The 16,282-nt window shown below is 69.8% G+C and carries 18 protein-coding genes; 9 read left to right on the forward strand and 9 right to left on the reverse strand.

Annotated features, from left to right (window positions below):
• Positions 1 to 11: 11 nt before the first annotated feature.
• Positions 12 to 557 carry a YceI family protein gene (locus BN971_RS03465; protein ID WP_085181743.1) on the forward strand — a complete coding sequence of 182 codons (546 nt, stop codon included), beginning with the start codon at positions 12 to 14 and terminating at the stop codon, positions 555 to 557.
• Here the strand turns inward: BN971_RS03465 and BN971_RS03470 are convergent, their stop codons facing one another.
• On the reverse strand, positions 558 to 1,649 hold the full coding sequence (locus BN971_RS03470) for a DUF7159 family protein (protein ID WP_085181744.1): 1,092 nt from the start codon (positions 1,647 to 1,649) through the stop codon (positions 558 to 560).
• A gap of 519 nt (positions 1,650 to 2,168) precedes the next feature.
• Here BN971_RS03470 and ag85B point away from each other — a divergent pair.
• Positions 2,169 to 3,161 carry a diacylglycerol acyltransferase/mycolyltransferase Ag85B gene (gene ag85B / locus BN971_RS03475; RefSeq protein WP_085181745.1) on the forward strand — a complete coding sequence of 331 codons (993 nt, stop codon included), beginning with the start codon at positions 2,169 to 2,171 and terminating at the stop codon, positions 3,159 to 3,161.
• Between the two features lie 69 nt (positions 3,162 to 3,230).
• Here ag85B and BN971_RS03480 read toward each other — a convergent pair whose 3' ends face one another.
• Complete coding sequence (locus tag BN971_RS03480) at positions 3,231 to 3,851, reverse strand: hypothetical protein (protein ID WP_211279822.1); 621 nt, start codon at positions 3,849 to 3,851, stop codon at positions 3,231 to 3,233.
• 64 nt (positions 3,852 to 3,915) lie between these two features.
• On the opposite strand from BN971_RS03480, the gene BN971_RS03485 reads away from it, so the two are divergent.
• The 7 genes from BN971_RS03485 to BN971_RS03515 all read left to right on the forward strand — a co-directional run bounded on the left by BN971_RS03485 (position 3,916) and on the right by BN971_RS03515 (position 8,779).
• Positions 3,916 to 4,476 carry a chorismate mutase gene (locus BN971_RS03485; RefSeq protein ID WP_085181755.1) on the forward strand — a complete coding sequence of 187 codons (561 nt, stop codon included), beginning with the start codon at positions 3,916 to 3,918 and terminating at the stop codon, positions 4,474 to 4,476.
• A 130-nt stretch (positions 4,477 to 4,606) separates the two neighbouring features.
• Positions 4,607 to 5,017: a resuscitation-promoting factor RpfC gene (rpfC, locus tag BN971_RS03490; protein WP_170322106.1), complete on the forward strand. Its 411-nt coding sequence runs from the start codon at positions 4,607 to 4,609 to the stop codon at positions 5,015 to 5,017.
• A gap of 39 nt (positions 5,018 to 5,056) precedes the next feature.
• Positions 5,057 to 5,548 carry an SRPBCC family protein gene (locus tag BN971_RS03495; protein ID WP_169718615.1) on the forward strand — a complete coding sequence of 164 codons (492 nt, stop codon included), beginning with the start codon at positions 5,057 to 5,059 and terminating at the stop codon, positions 5,546 to 5,548.
• On the forward strand, positions 5,545 to 6,378 hold the full coding sequence (locus BN971_RS03500; protein ID WP_085181747.1) for an SDR family oxidoreductase: 834 nt from the start codon (positions 5,545 to 5,547) through the stop codon (positions 6,376 to 6,378). Before BN971_RS03495 ends, BN971_RS03500 begins: the two co-directional genes overlap by 4 nt.
• Positions 6,379 to 6,395: 17 nt before the next feature.
• Positions 6,396 to 6,818 (forward strand): lipoprotein LpqH, encoded by a 423-nt coding sequence (locus BN971_RS03505; RefSeq protein ID WP_249262700.1) that lies wholly within the window; start codon positions 6,396 to 6,398, stop codon positions 6,816 to 6,818.
• 51 nt (positions 6,819 to 6,869) lie between these two features.
• Entirely contained in the window at positions 6,870 to 8,201 is a 1,332-nt protein-coding gene (locus tag BN971_RS03510) for a cytochrome P450 (protein ID WP_085182449.1), read from the forward strand.
• Between the two features lie 119 nt (positions 8,202 to 8,320).
• On the forward strand, positions 8,321 to 8,779 hold the full coding sequence (locus BN971_RS03515) for a nuclear transport factor 2 family protein (RefSeq protein ID WP_085182448.1): 459 nt from the start codon (positions 8,321 to 8,323) through the stop codon (positions 8,777 to 8,779).
• 39 nt (positions 8,780 to 8,818) lie between these two features.
• On the opposite strand, the gene BN971_RS03520 is transcribed toward BN971_RS03515, so the two are convergent.
• The 7 genes from BN971_RS03520 to BN971_RS03550 form a co-directional block, all read right to left on the reverse strand.
• Entirely contained in the window at positions 8,819 to 9,256 is a 438-nt protein-coding gene (locus BN971_RS03520) for an SRPBCC family protein (RefSeq protein WP_085182447.1), read from the reverse strand.
• Positions 9,256 to 10,089 carry a lysophospholipid acyltransferase family protein gene (locus tag BN971_RS03525; RefSeq protein WP_085182446.1) on the reverse strand — a complete coding sequence of 278 codons (834 nt, stop codon included), beginning with the start codon at positions 10,087 to 10,089 and terminating at the stop codon, positions 9,256 to 9,258. The genes BN971_RS03520 and BN971_RS03525 overlap by 1 nt, the downstream gene beginning before the upstream one ends.
• A 31-nt stretch (positions 10,090 to 10,120) precedes the next feature.
• Positions 10,121 to 11,245 carry an amidohydrolase family protein gene (locus BN971_RS03530; protein ID WP_249262701.1) on the reverse strand — a complete coding sequence of 375 codons (1,125 nt, stop codon included), beginning with the start codon at positions 11,243 to 11,245 and terminating at the stop codon, positions 10,121 to 10,123.
• Between the two features lie 12 nt (positions 11,246 to 11,257).
• Positions 11,258 to 12,622 (reverse strand): type I glutamate--ammonia ligase, encoded by a 1,365-nt coding sequence (locus BN971_RS03535; RefSeq protein WP_090349796.1) that lies wholly within the window; start codon positions 12,620 to 12,622, stop codon positions 11,258 to 11,260.
• Positions 12,623 to 12,641: 19 nt separating this feature from the next.
• Positions 12,642 to 13,544, reverse strand: a complete 903-nt coding sequence (locus BN971_RS03540; protein ID WP_085182443.1) for a TIGR03854 family LLM class F420-dependent oxidoreductase — start codon at positions 13,542 to 13,544, stop codon at positions 12,642 to 12,644.
• Positions 13,545 to 13,643: 99 nt separating this feature from the next.
• On the reverse strand, positions 13,644 to 14,138 hold the full coding sequence (locus tag BN971_RS03545; RefSeq protein WP_085182442.1) for a carboxymuconolactone decarboxylase family protein: 495 nt from the start codon (positions 14,136 to 14,138) through the stop codon (positions 13,644 to 13,646).
• A 28-nt stretch (positions 14,139 to 14,166) separates the two neighbouring features.
• Positions 14,167 to 16,254 carry an MDR family MFS transporter gene (locus tag BN971_RS03550; protein ID WP_085182441.1) on the reverse strand — a complete coding sequence of 696 codons (2,088 nt, stop codon included), beginning with the start codon at positions 16,252 to 16,254 and terminating at the stop codon, positions 14,167 to 14,169.
• Positions 16,255 to 16,282: the final 28 nt, after the last annotated feature.

Consider the following 16,282-nt stretch of genomic DNA (forward strand, 5'->3'; position numbering starts at 1 on the left):
TGGCGTCGGTCATGACCACCGCCTGGACCCTGGACGCCTCGGACGGCGAGCTGTTGATCCGGACCGGTGTCACGGGCCGCGCCGCGCGGATGGGGCATCGCCTCACGATCGCGATGACCCGCTGGCGGGCCACCGTGAGTTGGGCGGGCGACGAGCCCGCCGGTGCGGAGCTGACCGTCGACGTCGATTCGTTCGAGGTGTTGCGCGGCGAGGGTGGCGTCAAGTCGTTGTCGGGGCCGGAGAAGGCCATCGTGAAGTCGAACGCGATGAGGTCATTGGATTCCGGGCGCTACCCGGAGATCCGTTTCGTCGCCGACACCGTCACCCCCACCGGCGACGGGTACCGCCTGGACGGCACGCTGCACATCAAGGGCAAGTCGCGAAGCCACGTAATCGACCTGCGCACAGAAGATCTCGGCGACTCGTGGAGATTGTCCGTCGAATCGACGGTCCGCCAACGGGATTACGGCGTCAAGCCCTACTCCCTGCTGATGGGTTCAGTGCAGGTCACCGACGAGGTATCGGTGTCGTTCAGCGCGGTCCACGCCAAGGACTGATCAAGGCTGCGGTGCCTGAGGCTCCGACCCGCCCGCGTCGCCGGGGATGTGCTCGAGCACCCTGGTCAAGTGCGCCTGGCGGCCGTCGGGATCCGGCTGCTGCTCGGCGGGTGCGTCCTGGCGCTCCCCCGGCCGGCCCGCGGGCACCGCAGGTTCGGCCGCCGGCTGGGGTACCGATCCGACGGCCGGCGAAACGGCCTCGGCGACCTGCGGCGTCGGTGAATGGACCGCGTGGCGGGGTGTTGCGCCCTCGCCCTGGGGAGCCAGCTGCAGTCCGACGGCTGCCGACACCGAGCTGACGAACATGATCGCACCGGCGGTCAGCGCGGTCATTGCCCCGGTGTAGGACCACCGCCGGGGCCGCGCGGGCGTCGCGGCGGGTTCGGCGCGGCGCACCACCAGCTGCTCGTCGGTGAACTCGGTGCTGCGGGCCGCTGCCAGCGCCGCGCCCCGGGCGATCGTCACCTGCGCCATGGTTTGCGCGAAAACCGGCACCGGCAGCGCTTTCTCGAGCTGCCAGGAGAATCCGTTGAGTTCGCTGCCCGCGCCGACGACCACCACACCGCCCGGCCGCCATCCATCGCGTTCGAACATCCCGCTCAGCCAGGTCGTCAGCCCGTCGAAACCACCGCGTACCTGCTTGATCGCCGTGTGCGTCTCACCCTCGTGGGCATCGACCATGACCACGGTCGCGAACTCGTGCTCGAGGATGCACACCGCGGTCTGCTCGTAACCGATGACCGGCGCGATGGCCCGCGCCAGAGTCTCGACCGCCTCGAGCAGTCGGACCGGCACGATGTTGTCGAATCCCGCTCCCGTCAACGCCTCGAGCACCAGCGCCGCCTGGGCCGACGCTTCGTCGTTCCAGGTCACTCCGACGACGCGCAGGTGGTGATCGCTGGCGGCCGCCTGCGCTTCCACCCGCAAGACTTCGTCCGCCACCTGCTCTGCGGTACTCACGGCGTGGACCCCGCGCCCGGCGCGCAGCGCCATCTCCCGATGGTCGAGGATGGTGCCGTCCGCGCCGTGCCCCTCAGCGAGGACCCACCCGACGGCGGTCGACGTCACTGACAGCCCTAGTACCGTATCCAAATCTGCACCTCAATCGGTCCCGGTCGCCGATGCTCTCGGCCCCAGACTTCGCACCGCGGGGGACGCGACGTTTCGTGAGAGCCGGAACGACCCGGGACGGCGTGGTCTCCGTCGGCTTGCTCGTGAGAGCCTACGCGGTGTCCGCGGATCCTGTGACACCGGTGCAATACCCGAAGCAAACCCGCAGGCGGCAGCGCTGCGCACCCGGCCATCGCCCGGATCGAGACTGCGCCCAGGGCCGTCAAACGGGCCGCCCGGACGCCGCGGGCGCAGGCTCGGCGCCGTGCGCGCAGGGTCGGGCGCGGTCCAGCCGGGCTTTTCCGAAGGGGCGCCGCTGCCTGGCCCTTCGCGACGGATGAGTCCCGGCGGTGGCGGGCCGACCCGGTTATCCCGAGTGCGAAATTCGCCGTTAAAAGCGATATGAAATTGATACGTCCCCGCGTCTAGATCGACATTTGGGCGATTCTCACGGTAAATTTCCTGGTTGAGAGCAGCATCACACAGCGACAAGGGGCAGGAATGACAGACGTTAGCGACAAGTTTCGGGCCTGGGGGCGCCGGCTTTTGGTCGGCGCGGCAGCGGCTATGACGCTTCCCGGCCTGGTCGGTCTCGCCGGCGGGGCGGCGACCGCGGGCGCCTTCTCGCGTCCGGGGCTGCCGGTCGAATACCTGCAAGTGCCTTCCGCCGCGATGGGCCGCAGCATCAAGGTCCAATTCCAGAGCGGTGGTGATGGCTCCCCGGCCGTGTACCTGCTCGACGGCTTGCGCGCTCAGGACGACTACAACGGCTGGGACATCAATACCCCGGCGTTCGAGTGGTACTACAAGTCCGGCCTGTCGATCATCATGCCGGTCGGTGGCCAGTCCAGCTTCTACGCCGACTGGTACCAGCCCGCCTGCGGCAAGGCCGGCTGCTCCACCTACAAGTGGGAAACCTTCATCACCAGCGAGCTGCCGCAGTGGCTGAGCTCCAACCGGAGCGTCAAGCCCACCGGCAGCGCCGCGATCGGCATCTCGATGTCGGGTTCGTCGGCGATGATCCTGTCCGTCTACCATCCCGCGCAGTTCATCTACGCCGGTTCGCTGTCGGCCCTGATGGACCCGTCCTCGGGGATGGGACCGTCGCTGATCGGACTGGCGATGGGTGACGCCGGCGGCTATAAGGCCGACGCGATGTGGGGCCCGTCCAGCGACCCCGCCTGGCAGCGCAACGACCCGACCGTGCAGATCCCGCAGCTGGTCGCGCACAACACCCGGCTCTGGGTCTATTGCGGCAACGGCACCCCGTCGGAGCTGGGCGGGGCCAACATGCCGGCCGAGTTCCTGGAGAACTTCGTGCGCAGCAGCAACCTGAAGTTCCAGGACGCCTACAACGCGGCCGGAGGCCACAACGCGGTGTTCAACTTCAACGCCAACGGGACTCACAGCTGGGAGTACTGGGGAGCGCAGCTCAACGCCATGAAGGGTGACCTGCAGGGCTCCCTGGGCGCCACCCCCGGGGGCGGTGGATAACCGCTTCCTCCCCCGACGTCGCTACTGCGCCCGACGACATCGTCGGGCGCAGTAGTGCGTTGAGGGCGGTCAGCGCGGCGAGGTGACCTCGCCGGTCACGTCGACCCAGCCCGTCGGGTCGGTGCGGTGGTCGTTGAGGTTCCGGCACTGGCCGTAGATGCGGACCACGCCCACGCCCGGCGCGTCGCCGTCGCTGTAGACGGTCGCCGTGACCGCGTCGCGGGAGAAGACGTGCCCGAAAGCGTGGTCGTTCTGCGGCGCCCCCTCGGCCCAGCCGTGGGAGCCCAGCGCCGAGGCGATGGTGTCGAAGTACGTGTCGGCCCGTTCGCCGGCCGGGAGCCCGAAGGTCAGGTAGACGGCGCCCTGGTAGGGCGGGTCGTCCCGGTTCTTGCAGGACATCAACAGGTAGCCGGCCGACGCGGTCCTCAGGCCGGTGAGGGCGACGATCTGCCGGGCCGGCGCGATGACTTGGTCCTTGCTCTGTTGGTCGGTGACCGGGTCGGCCGGATGGTCGAGGACGTCCGACGGCTTCGAATGCAGGCGCTCCACCGACACGAACGCCCCGCCCAGCAACAGCGGCAGCGTCAGCGCGGCGCCGATCAGCGCGCGACCCGGCGTCGAGCGCAGGGAGTCGCCGAATCGGCCGCGCCGGTTCGGAATGCGCCCCTTGGCAATTGGAACGTCAGTCATCGGGACCTGCAGCCAGGCTAACTCGCGGCCCAAGGCGCCTCGGCGGCGCGCGAGAATGAACGCCATGAGCAGGCGACCGTGGGCCCTCGTGGCCGCGCTGACGGCCGTGCTGGTCGCACCGCAGGCACGCGCCGACGACGCCGGCCCCCTGACCGGATTGGTCGACGCCGCCGCGCAGCGATTGCAGGTCGCCGAGGCGGTGGCCGCCGCGAAGTGGAACACCCACGGCGCCATCGAGGACCCGGTACGCGTCCGGGCCGAGTTGGATAGCGTGCGAGCCGACGCCCGGCGAATGGGCGGGGCCGACCCGGAGTACGTGGCCCGAATCTTTGGCGATCAGATCGCCGCCACCGAGGCCATCGAATATCAGCGCTTCGCCGATTGGAAGCTGAACCCCGCCACGGCGCCCGTCACGGCGCCGGACCTGTCGGCGTCGCGGTCGACGATCGACGCCCTCAACCAGCAGATGTTGGCGCAGATCGCGGTCGACTGGGACGCGCTGCGCTCGCCGGCGTGCAGTGACTGGCTGGACACCGCGCGACGCGAAGTCATCGGCGCTCGCCGGCTCGACGGCCTGTATCAGCAGGCCCTCGGGGCGGCGACCCGGTCGTATTGCCAAGGTTGATTTAGTTATTTCTCATTAATTCTTAAAAGTTCAGTTCTTTCCCAAATGAGCCATTTTGGCCGATAGAGGGCCTATATCGCGCCATTTTCGGATTGGTAACACTTTGAACACGCCCGCCGAAAACCTTGACATGAGAAAACTCTGCAAGACTCTCGTCAAGTCCGTGGTGGTCGGCGGGTTCGTTGCAGCGTCGCTGATTTCCTCTGCCACCGTCGCCAGTGCCGATGTCACCCCGAACTGGGATGCCGTCGCGCAATGCGAATCCGGCGGCAACTGGCACGCCAACACCGGGAACGGTGAGTATGGCGGGTTGCAATTCAAGCCCGGCACGTGGGCCCAGTACGGCGGCGTCGGTAACCCCGCGGCCGCGTCGCGCGAACAGCAAATCGCCGTTGCCAACCGGGTTTTCGCCGACCAGGGCGTCGAGGCGTGGCCGAAGTGCGGCGCCGAGTCGGGCGTCCCGATCGCCTGGTACTCGCACCCCGCGCAGGGCATCAAGCAGATCATCAACGGACTGATCCAGGCGGCGGTTCCGCACTGATCGGCGGCCGGTCCGCGAGACCTATGACGCGGTGCCGCCATGTGCTTGGATCAGGCCATGGAAGGTTCGGCGACAGTGCACATGGCGGCGCCGGCGGACAAGATCTGGAACCTGATCGCCGACATTCGCAACACCGGGAAGTTCTCCCCCGAGGTATTTGAGGCGGAGTGGCTCGGTGGCGCGACGGGACCGGCGCTCGGTGCGAAGTTTCGGGGGCATGTTCGGCGCAACGAAATTGGGCCGGTGTATTGGACCACCTGCAAGGTGACCGCGTGCGAACCGGGTCGGGAGTTCGGGTTTGAAGTTCTGGTCGGGGACCGGGCGGTCAACAACTGGCACTACCGGTTGGCGCCGATGGGCGCGGGCACGGACGTGACCGAGTCGTTCCGGCTCAGCCCCGCGCCCTGGCTGGGCCTGTACTGGTTGATGGGCGGCTTCTTGCGCAGGCGGCGCAATGTCCGGGACATGACCAAGACGCTGAACCGCATCAAAGAAGTGGTCGAGGCCCAGTCGGCATCCGGGGCGCCGTGAAGTCGATCTTCATCACCGGCGCCGGCAGTGGCATGGGCCGCGAGGGCGCCAGACTCTTCCACGGCAAGGGCTGGCGCGTCGGGGCGGTGGACCGCAACCAGGAGGGGCTGAGGGATCTGCAGCGCGAGCTCGGCGAGGATCGGCTGTGGACCCGCACCGTCGACGTGACGGACAAGGCGGCCCTCGACACCGCCCTCGCGGACTTCTGCGCGGGCAACCCCGGCGGCGGTCTGGACATGATGTGGAACAACGCCGGCATCGGCGAGTCCGGCTGGTTTGAGGACGTGCCGTACGAGGCGGCCATGCGGGTGGTGGACGTGAACTTCAAGGCCGTGCTGACCGGTGCGTACGGGGCGCTGCCCTACCTCAAGAAGGCGCCCGGCAGCCTGATGTTCTCGACGTCGTCGTCCTCGGGCACCTACGGGATGCCGCGCATCGCCGTGTACTCGTCGACCAAGCACGCGATCAAAGGGCTGACCGAAGCGCTCAGCGTCGAATGGGATCGACACGGGGTGCGGGTCGCCGACGTCCTGCCGGGATTGATCGACACCGCCATCTTGACCAACACCCCGAACCATTCCGACGATGCCGCGGTCCCCGCCTCCGCCGAAGAACTGCGCGCCGGCGCGCCCACCAAGGGCTTGTTCCGCCTCATGCCCGCGAGCGCGGTGGCCGAGGCGGCGTGGCAGGCCTACCAGCATCCGTCGCGGCTGCACTGGTACGTGCCCAGGAGCATCCGCGTCATCGATGTGCTCAAGGGCATCAGCCCGGAGTTCGTGCGGGCTCGCATCGTCAAGTCCCTGCCGGCGCTGATGCCGAAGAGGCCATGACAGACAGAGGAGGACGGGTGCAAAACCGTTTGTCCGCACTGGGTTTCGCCCTGATCGTCGGGGCCGCCAGCGTCGCCGGGTGCGCGCAGGCCCAGACCGTACCCCGCAAAGCGGCCCACCTCACGCTCGGCGGCGTCACCCACACCGTCAGCCCCGCCGCGTGCAGCCAGGACCAGTCGTACCGGACCCTCGACCTGCGCGACCATGACGGGCGGGTCGAGGCTGTGGTGCTGCTCAGCGGGTACCGGGCCATCCCGCAGTGGGTGAAGATCCGCAACGTCGACGGGTTCACCGGAAGCTTTTGGGAGGGCGGGGTGGGCAGCGCGCACGCGGACACCACCAACGACCTGTACACCATCTCGGGCAGCGCCTACGGGATCAACAGCAGCAACCCCGACAAGGTGGTGACCACCGACTTCAAGATCTCCGCCGAGTGCTGAGGGAAATCCGGCCTACGCTGGGTTGAAAACCGGCTCATCGATGGAGGATCGATGAAGGAGAGACTGCACTGGCTTGCGCTACACGGCTTCATCCGCGGTGTGGCGGCCATGGCGGCCCGGCGGGGTGATCTGCAGGCCAGGTTGATCGCCGACCCGACGGTGTCCGCCGACCCGATCCCGTTCTACGAGGAACTGCGGTCCCTGGGTCCGCTCGTCAGGGGCCGTACCAACTATCTGACCGCTGACCACGCGCTCGCCCACGAGCTACTGCGCTCCGACGACTTCCGCGTGATCAACATGGGCGCCAATCTGCCGGCGCCGCTGCGCTGGCTGGAAACCCGCACCCGAGATGATCTGCTCCATCCGCTGCGCGCGCCGTCGTTGTTGGCCGTCGAGCCGCCCGACCACACGCGCTACCGCAAGACCGTGTCGGCGGTGTTCACGTCGCGCGCCGTGGCCGCGTTGCGGGACGGGGTCGAGGGCACCGCGTCCGGTCTCCTGGACCGGCTGGCGGACGAGTCCGGTGACTCCGGCGTCGTCGACATCGTCGGCCGGTACTGCTCACAGCTTCCCGTCGCGATCATCAGCGACATCTTGGGCGTGCCCGAGCGTGACCGGCCGCGCGTCCTGGGGTTCGGGGAGCTCGCCGCCCCCAGCCTGGACATCGGGCTGCGGTGGCGGCAGTACCGCAACGTCCAGCGGGGCATCGCGGGGTTCGACTCCTGGCTGACCGGGCACTTGGACCGGTTGCGCCGGGCCCCCAGCGACAATCTGATGAGCCAGCTCATCCAGATGGCCGAAAGCGGTTCCGCCGAGACGCATCTCGATCGGACCGAGCTGCAGGCGATCGCGGGTCTGGTGCTGGCGGCGGGCTTCGAGACCACGGTCAACCTGCTGGGCAACGGGATTCGCATGCTGCTGGACACGCCCGGGCACCTGGACTTGCTGAGGCAACGGCCCGAGCTGTGGCCCAATGCGGTTGAGGAGATTCTGCGGCTGGACCCGCCCGTGCAGCTCACCGCGCGCGTGGCGCGCAACGACGTCGAGGTGGCCGGAATGCGGGTCAAGGGCGGCGAACTGGTGGTGATCGTCCTCGCGGCCGCCAACAGGGACCCGGCCGTGTTCGACGATCCGCATCGCTTCGACATCGAAAGGCCCAACGCGGGAAGGCATCTCGCATTCTCCGGCGGGCGCCACTTCTGCCTGGGCGCCGCGCTCGCGCGCGCCGAGGGAGAGGTCGGGCTGCGGACGTTCTTCGAACGATTCCCCGAGGCGCGGGCCGCGGGCAGCGGCAGCAGGCGGGACACCCGGGTCTTGCGCGGCTGGTCGTCACTGCCGGTCACCCTCGGGCCGGCGCGGTCGATGGCCCGGGTCGACGGCTGAGGCCGTGCACTGCCCGCCGAGGTGGCGGCCGAACCAGTCCGGCGGCGCTGTGCGGTCACCGTGGTGAGCAACAACGGCCGCGGTTGACACCTGTCCAACAACCTAGTTAATTGGCCGCTATGACAGACGTTTCTACGCTCGCGGTCGAGGATGTGGTGCTCGGGCTATGGAAGGCCCTTTCCCGGCGGGACTGGGACGCGGTCAAGACGTTCCTGGCCGACGACTGCCTCTACGTCGACATGCCCGTTCCGGCGTTGGCGGCGCGCGGTCCCGACGACATCGTGAAGCGGCTGAAGATGGGGCTCGAGCCGCTGGCGGGTTATGAGAACCACGACGGTCTGCTGGTGTCCAACGGCCCCGACGTCATCTACGAGCACTCGGAGACGTGGACTTTCGGCACCGGCGAGCAGGGCGTGCTGAGGTTCGTCACCGTGCACAAGGTGGCGGACGGGAAAGTGGCTGTGTGGAAAGACTATTGGGACTTCAACAGCCTGGTGGCCTTCGCGCCGCCGAACCACTTCGAGAACCTCGCGAGCGCGGACACCAGCTGGGTGTTCGACGCGTCGGGACTGGTCTGAGGTCAGCCACGCCCGGCGCCGTGACGCGGGCAATGGGCGCTATGACTCGGCCAGCCGTCCGAGCCGCCTGAGGGTCTCGGACAGCGTGCGGCCCACCTGACGCACGGCGATCCGGTCGGCGATGTAGCCCATCAACCCGCCCGGCGCCTGGTAGGAGAGCCGGAAGGTCACCTTCGTGCGGCCGCCGTCGCCGCAGTCACGCAACCGCATCCGCCCCCGCAGCGTGATTCCGGTGATGCCCACGAACGCCAGGTCGCGGCCCTCGTCGAATTCGACCACCTCGATCAGGCCGCCGACGGGCACCGAGCCGATCTTCCAGTGCACGGTGTACCGCGCCCCGGCCCCGGGCGGCTGGTCGTTGGCCGGCTCCCACCGTTCCAGGTTCGTCATGAACGAGGGGTAGCGGTCGGGGTCGCTGATGATCTTCCACACCGCGTCGCGGTCGGCGCGGACGATACAGCGGCGTTCGACGCGCATCAGCCCAGCACCGGGAACCGGCGTTCGGCGGCCAGGCGGTCCACGCCGCCCTGTAGGCTCGCCATCACCTTGTCGTGCACCGCCTGATCGTCCCCGTCGACGTCGATCGGATGCTGCACCTCGATGACGATCTTGGTCGGCAGCGGAAGGTGCCCCGCGAGGTCGCTGATGTTCAGGCCCCACGGCAGCGCCAGCGATATCGGGATGCTCTTGAGCCGCAGCAGCTTGTCGGCCATCAGCAGCTTGGCCAGCCACTGCCCCCGGTTGAGGAACAGCGCGCTCTCCTGGCCGCCGACGCTGGCGACGGGGACGATCGGCACGCCCGCCTCGCGGGCCAGCCTCACGTATCCCATGCGGCCGCCGAAGTCGACCTTGTGCCGTTCCCACGACGGCCGGAACACCTCGTAGTCGCCGCCCGGATACACCAGCAGCGCGGCCCCGGAATCCAATGCCAGACGGGCGTTTTCGGGGTTCGCGGCGACGGTGCCGAACTTGCGCAACCAGCCCAGCGGCGGCGCGGAGACGACGAGGTTGTGGGCCAGCTGGTAGAACGGCCGCTCGACGCCGAAGTACGAGCAGAACGCCAGCGTGAAGACGAACGTGTCCGGGGGCACGTTGCCGCCGCTGTGGTTGCCGACCAGCAGCACCGGGCCCTCGGCGGGAATGCGGTCCAGCCCCCGCACGTCGGCGCGGAAGTAGAACGAGGCCAGCAGCCAGGTCCCCGGCAGCTGGTCGCGGATGTAGTCGGGGTCGCGCTGGTCGAGGTCGGCCTTGGGGACCCGCGACACCACCTGCCTGCGCGCCCAGTCCAGGACGTCCCCCATCGTCGCCATGTCGGCGGGTATACCCCGGCGCCGCCCGGCATCAAACCCGGTAGATGCGGGCGGCGTTGTCGCGGGCGATCAGGTTGACCACCCGGACGGCGTCGTCCTCGCTCCACTCGCCGTCGGCGACGAAGCCGCTCACGACGCGGTGAATGCCTTTGCGCCACAACGCCGCACCGAGGAAATGCAACTCGGCGGGGCCGTAGCCGTCCGAGGAGTAGACGATCTTGCCGAACGGCGCCAGCTCCAGCAGGCGGGCGATGAACGCCGGCGACCGGGCCCCCAGGTGGTTCACGCTCAACCCGCCGTCGACGTAGACGTTGTTGAACGCCTGCGCCAGATAGCCGGCCTCGCGCTCGTAGGGATAGCAGTGCAGCAGCACGATCGGGGTGTCGCCGGACTGTCGCAGGAAGTCGAGCAGCAGCAGCGGGTTGGCCCTGTCCAGGTCGCAGTCGCGGTCCCCGAAGCCGACGTGGAACTGCAGCGGCTTGCGCAGCCGCAGCGCCCGGTGCAGCCCGAAGCGCAGCAGCACCAGATCCGTCAGCCGCACACCGCCGCGGTCGCGCCACCGGCCCCTCCCCTGCGCGACGCCCCCGCCGGGGTGGCCCCGTTCTCCGCCCCGCTCGGCCCGCGCGCCGCCCCGCTCCCGCCCCTGCTCGCCCCGGCCCCCCCGGTGGCGCGCGTTCTGGGCGCCCGCCGCGCGCCGGTGCAGGATCTCGTCGAACGCCGCCGCGTAGTCGCCCGGGGCGTGCGCGGCCTGCTCGGCCACCTCCTCGAGGCGCACGACCTCGTGCGCGCGGTTGCCGGACAGCGCCGCCATCTCCCCCGTGTCCGCCACCCCGCCGCCGACTCCGGTGTCCACCAGCCAGTCGCTGACCCCGGCGGCGGTCAGGAACAGCCGCGCCAGTTCCGTCTCCCCGAGCTGGCCGCGGCGGGACCAATAGTCTTCCGGTGCAACGTGTTTGGGTAGGCCGAGCAGGGGTCCGCAGTGGGCGCGGACGGCGAAGCCGAGTTGGCAGTCGAAACCGGGGTGCGTGATGGGGTCGGTGTTGGCCTCGTTGAGCGCGTTCTCGAACCGTTGCCGGTCCCCCGGCGTCAGCCAGCATCCGTGGACGTGCTGATCGATCAGTGTCACGTCGGCGATGCGGTGCGCCAGGTCAGACACACTCGGATGCACTCAGACGCTCCAGGCCATCCGGAACTTGTCCGCCAGTTGCTCGGCGGCGAGATTGCCGTAGCGCTCCCGCTCCAGGCGTCGGACGGCGACCACCATGTCGACCGCGGGATCGCCCAGGATGTCACGCAGCAACGCGGAATCGTCAAGGGCCGCAATCGCCGCGGACTGGTCGGCGGGCAGCAGCACGGTTCCGGCCCGGTTGCGGTCGGCGTCGGAGAGCAGGGCGGGGTCGACGGTGGTCTCGGGCGGCAGCGTGGCGCCGCGCCGGATCCCGTCCAGGGCCAGGCCGAGTATCGCCGCGGACGCCAGGTACGGGTTGGCCGACGGGTCGATGACCTTGACCTCGACGTTGGCCCCGCGCGGGTTGCCGGGGCCGCCCTTGATGAAACGCACTGCGGCCTCGCGGTTCTCGGTGCCCCAGCACACATACGCGCCCGACCAGTTGCCGGGGAGCATGCGCAACCCGGACACGATCGATCCACACAGGATGCCCTGCGCGTCGGGCACGCCGCGCAGCACGCCGGCCACGGCGCTCTCCCCCGCGGCGGTCATGCCCTGGGCGCCCGTGCCGTCGGAGAACAGCGGGCCCTCCGGCTCCCCTTCGAACCGGGTCAGCGAAAAGTGCTGGTGCGCGCCGGATCCGACGCTGCCGGCGAACGGCGCCGGGGACAGGCTGACGCGCAACCCGTGTCGGCGTGCGGCGCGGCCGACGATGAGCCTCATCAGGACCAGCTGGTCGGCGGCGGCCACCGGCGGTTGCGGCGCCCGGGAGAGCTCGAACTGGTTGGCGCCGTACTCGGGGTGGAACTGCTCGATCGGGACACCGGCCGTCGTCGCCGACCCGATGACGTCGCGCACGAACGCCTCGTGCTCGAGCACGCCGGCCAGGCCGTACTGCGCCCACAGCGTCGACGGCAGGCGGCCGCCGTCCGGGGCGACCAGCAGGAATTCGATCTCGTGGCCGACGGCCGCCTCGATCCCCGCCGCACGCAGCGCGTCCTGGATCCGGCCCAGGGTGCCCCGCGCGCACGCCGGAACGGGCGCGCCGTTTTGCTCGAAGAAGCCGGCGGGCGCCCACGCCAGGCCGTCGCCGATCATGCGCAGCGCCGACAGGTCGAGGCGCAGGCGCTGATCGCCGACCACCCCGACAGTGGGGGTGAAGGCGATGCCGGTCTGGTCGATGGCGAACACGTGCCAGGAGGGACTGGCGCCCAGCCCGGGGTCGGCGAAGGCGTTGGTCCGCCGGATCGGCACCGTCTTGGCCAGCGTGAGCCCGGCCGGGTTGACGACCGTGCCGATGACGGTGTCGACGCCTTCGGCCTCCAGCTGGGCGATCGCCGCGGCGGCCAGCGGTGTGCCCGTCATGGCAGTCCTGTCATGGCAGTCATTGTCCGGCGTCGGCGCGATCAGTCTGGCGGGCGAGCAGTTCGGTGACGAACCGGTCGAGGAAGCCGTCGACGGGTGTGCCGCCCGCCGGCCGGATGACGAACTTCGACAGCCCCGCGTCGATGTAGGCGTCCAGCTGGCGGTGCAGCCGGTCCCAGCCGGCGGCGATCAGCTCGGCCGGATCCACGTCCGGACGGCGGCGGCGCACCACCGCGGCCATCTCTGGGGACAGCTCGCCGTCCGCGACCGCCAGGGAGATGCCGAAATGATCGGGCTCGATGCGCCGGCCGGCCTGCTCGGCGGCTCGTTCGATCGCGACGCGCCCCGCCTTGGCCTCGGCCGGGGTCAAAAAGCTGCCCAGCCAGCCGTCGGCGAGCGCGCCGATGCGGCGAAACGCCGCCGGCGCGGAGCCGCCCAGCCAGATGTCCAACGGGGGCACCGGCCGGGGAGCGACCGCGGCCGCGGTGACGGTGAAGTACCGGCCGGCGAAGCTGGCCGCGTCGTCGGTCAGCGCCGCCCGCAGCACCCGCAGCGACTCGTCGAACACCGCGGCCCGCTCCCCCTCGGGCACGACGAACACCTCACGCTCGGCCGGTATCGCCGAGCGCAGCCCGAAGGCGGGAAGCACCCGCTTGGGGGCGAGCGCCGCCAGTGACGCCAACTGCTTGGCGACCAGCACCGGGTGTCGCCCCGGCAGCACGGCCACCGACGTGCCGACCTTCAGGTTCCTCGTGCGGGCCAGCGCGTAGGCCATCCCGACCATCGGGTCCACCGCCGGGGAGTACACCAGCTCGGAGAACCACAGCGAGTCGACGCCGTTGCTCTCCAGGTGGTCGACGATGCCGGCGAGCTCGCCGGGACCGGTGCCGGCGCCCAGCCCGACGCCGAAGCGGATCTTCACCGGCGCCCCTCCCCCGGGTCTGCGCGAAACGTGCACCAGGGCGGTGTTTCACGGCGTGTCGTCGCCGCCACGTCAGTGTCGCGAAGGAAGGCGCGCGGGCTAGGCGCGGCCGGGCAGGGTCAGCTTGCAGGCCTGCCCGATGTCCAGGGTCCGCAGCATCCGCCCCATCCCGACCCACAGCGCGCAGGACATCGCCAGGTCGGCGAGCAACTCCTCCGAGAAGTGCTCGCTGCACCGGCTCCAGAAGTCCTCGTCGTCGCGCAGCTTGGTGTGTTCGGTGCCGAACCGGTGCGCGAACTCGGCGGCCAGCCGCTCCTGTTCGCTGTATCCGGGCCAGGTGCGCCACTCCAGGGCGTGCTCGTAGAGCTCCTCGTCCACGCCCGCGGCGGGGCCGTCGGCGTCGCGGGTGTTCAGGCACACCGTGCACTCGTTGTCGTGGGCGATCACCGCCCGGGCCAGTTCCCGGGTGCGCAGCGGCAGCCGGTTCTTGGTGTAGACGGCCTGGCTGAAGTTGGCGATCGCGCCGCCGAGGTCGGGGGACTTGGCGGCCCAGCTGTAGATGTCGTCGTCGGCGAAGGTTCCGATTCGGCTCATGGCGCGATATTACGCCCGTGACCAATACCTACCGGCTACCCGCTCCCGCGGCCGTCGTCAGGATCTTGGTGGTGGGATGATCGTCGTTCCAATCGCGTTGCGCCACAACGCGGCCCGCGACGCGGTTGAGCGCGGTCTCCACCGAGCGCCGGTCCGGGCGGCCCTCGAAGCCCGGTGACCGCGCCAGCTTGTCGACCAGCCAGGCCACCAGCAGCGCGTGCACGTAGTCGACCTGCTGAGCGCCCGCCGGCGTCAGCCACATCCGGTCGCCGTCGCCCTGGGCGAAGCCGGCGCTGATCAGCCGGGCGAAGGTGGGCTCGAGGACCTCGAACGGGACGCGCAGGGAGTCGGCGATGTCGGTGAGCCGCGCCGCGCCGTTCAGCTGCGCGAAGCGGTTGATGCGCAGGACGCCCCACAACCCGGCCACGTCCAGCCGGCAGTCGGGGCGCATGGCGATGCTGCGCAGCCGCATGCCGGGGACGCCGCGCAGCATCCGCTCGACCGCGTTCTCCAGCATCTGATCCGGCGTCTCCGCGCTCGGCATGCCGAACGCGTCGCCGAGATCGGTTGTGCTGTCGTGGATCTCGCGAAGCGGCACCTCGCGCAGGAACAGCGCGAGGACCAGCCCGAGCAGCGCGACGGGTACCGCCCAGAAGAACACGTGGGTGAGCGAGTCGGCGTAGGCGGTCACGATCGGCGCGGCCACGTTGCGGGGCAGCCGGTGCAGGGCCTCCGGTGAGGCGGCCGCCGCGGCGGGCGCCCGGCAGGCGGCCATCGCCGGCCCGATGCGGCTGTGCAGGAAGTTGGTGAACAGCGAGCCGAAGATCGCCGCGCCGAACGAGCTGCCGATCGTGCGGAAGAACGTCACCCCCGAGGTGGCCACGCCCAGGTCGTCGAAGCTCGAGGTGTTCTGCACGATGAGGACCAGCGTCTGCATGCACATCCCGATCCCCGCGCCCAGCACCACCAGGTACAGCGACTGCACCAGGGCCGAGGTCGACGGATCCATCCGGGACATCAGCAAGAACGCGACGGCCATCACCGCCGTGCCGGCGACCGGAAAGATCTTGTACCTGCCGGTGCGCCCGACCAGCACACCGCTGCCCATCGAGGTGGTCAGCATCCCGAGCACCATCGGCAGCGTGCGCAGGCCCGACGTGGTGGCCGAGACCCCGTCGACGAACTGCATGTAGGTCGGCAGGAACGTCAGGGCGCCGAGCATCGCGAACCCGACCACGAAGGACAGCACGCAGCACACCGTGAAGACCGGATTGCCGAACAGCCGGGTCGGCAAAATGGGTGCGGCGACGCGGCTTTCCACCCAGGCGAAGACGCACAGCGAGACCACGGAACCGGCGAAGAGCCCGATGATGGTCGGCGAGCCCCAGGCGTAGGTGGTCCCGCCCCAGCTAGTGGCCAGCGTGAGGCCGGTCGCGCCCAGGCCGACGAACACGATCCCTGCGTAGTCGATGACCGGCTTGGAGCGCTCGGAGAGCGCCGGGATGGCGGCGGCCGCGACGAAGAAGACGACGACCGAGATCGGCACGTTGATCCAGAACGCCCAGCGCCAGGTGAAGTGGTCGGTGAAGTAGCCGCCCAGCAGCGGCCCGATCACGGTGGTCACCCCGAACACCGCGCCCATCGCGCCCTGGTAGCGACCGCGATCCCGCAGCGGAATGATCTCGCCGATCAGCGCCATGGCGGTCACCATGAGTCCGCCGCCGCCGACGCCCTGCAGCGCGCGCGCCGCCACCAGCGTGCCCATCGACTGGGAGAGCCCGCACAGCACCGACCCGGTGATGAACAAGACCACGGCCGCCTGGAACACCCGCTTGCGGCCGAACAGATCGCCGAGCTTGCCGACCAGCGCGGTGACGATGGTCGAGGCCAGCAGGTAGCTGGTGACCACCCAGGACTGATGGCCGGCACCGCCGAGATCGGCGACGATCGTCGGGAGCGCGGTCGCCACGATGGTCTGGTCCAGCGCTGCCATCAGCATGCCGAGCAGGATCGCGACGAAGATGAAATTGCGGCGCTGCGGGTCGACCGCGACGTTGCCGGGCCCGGAACCCGCGGCGGGGGTGGCCGGAGCCGCTGGTGGGCTCGGGGTCGTCATGCTTCCTGTCGGTGCCGGTGGACCCCGA

This window comes from Mycobacterium bohemicum DSM 44277, from assembly GCF_001053185.1.
Lineage (GTDB): Bacteria > Actinomycetota > Actinomycetes > Mycobacteriales > Mycobacteriaceae > Mycobacterium > Mycobacterium bohemicum.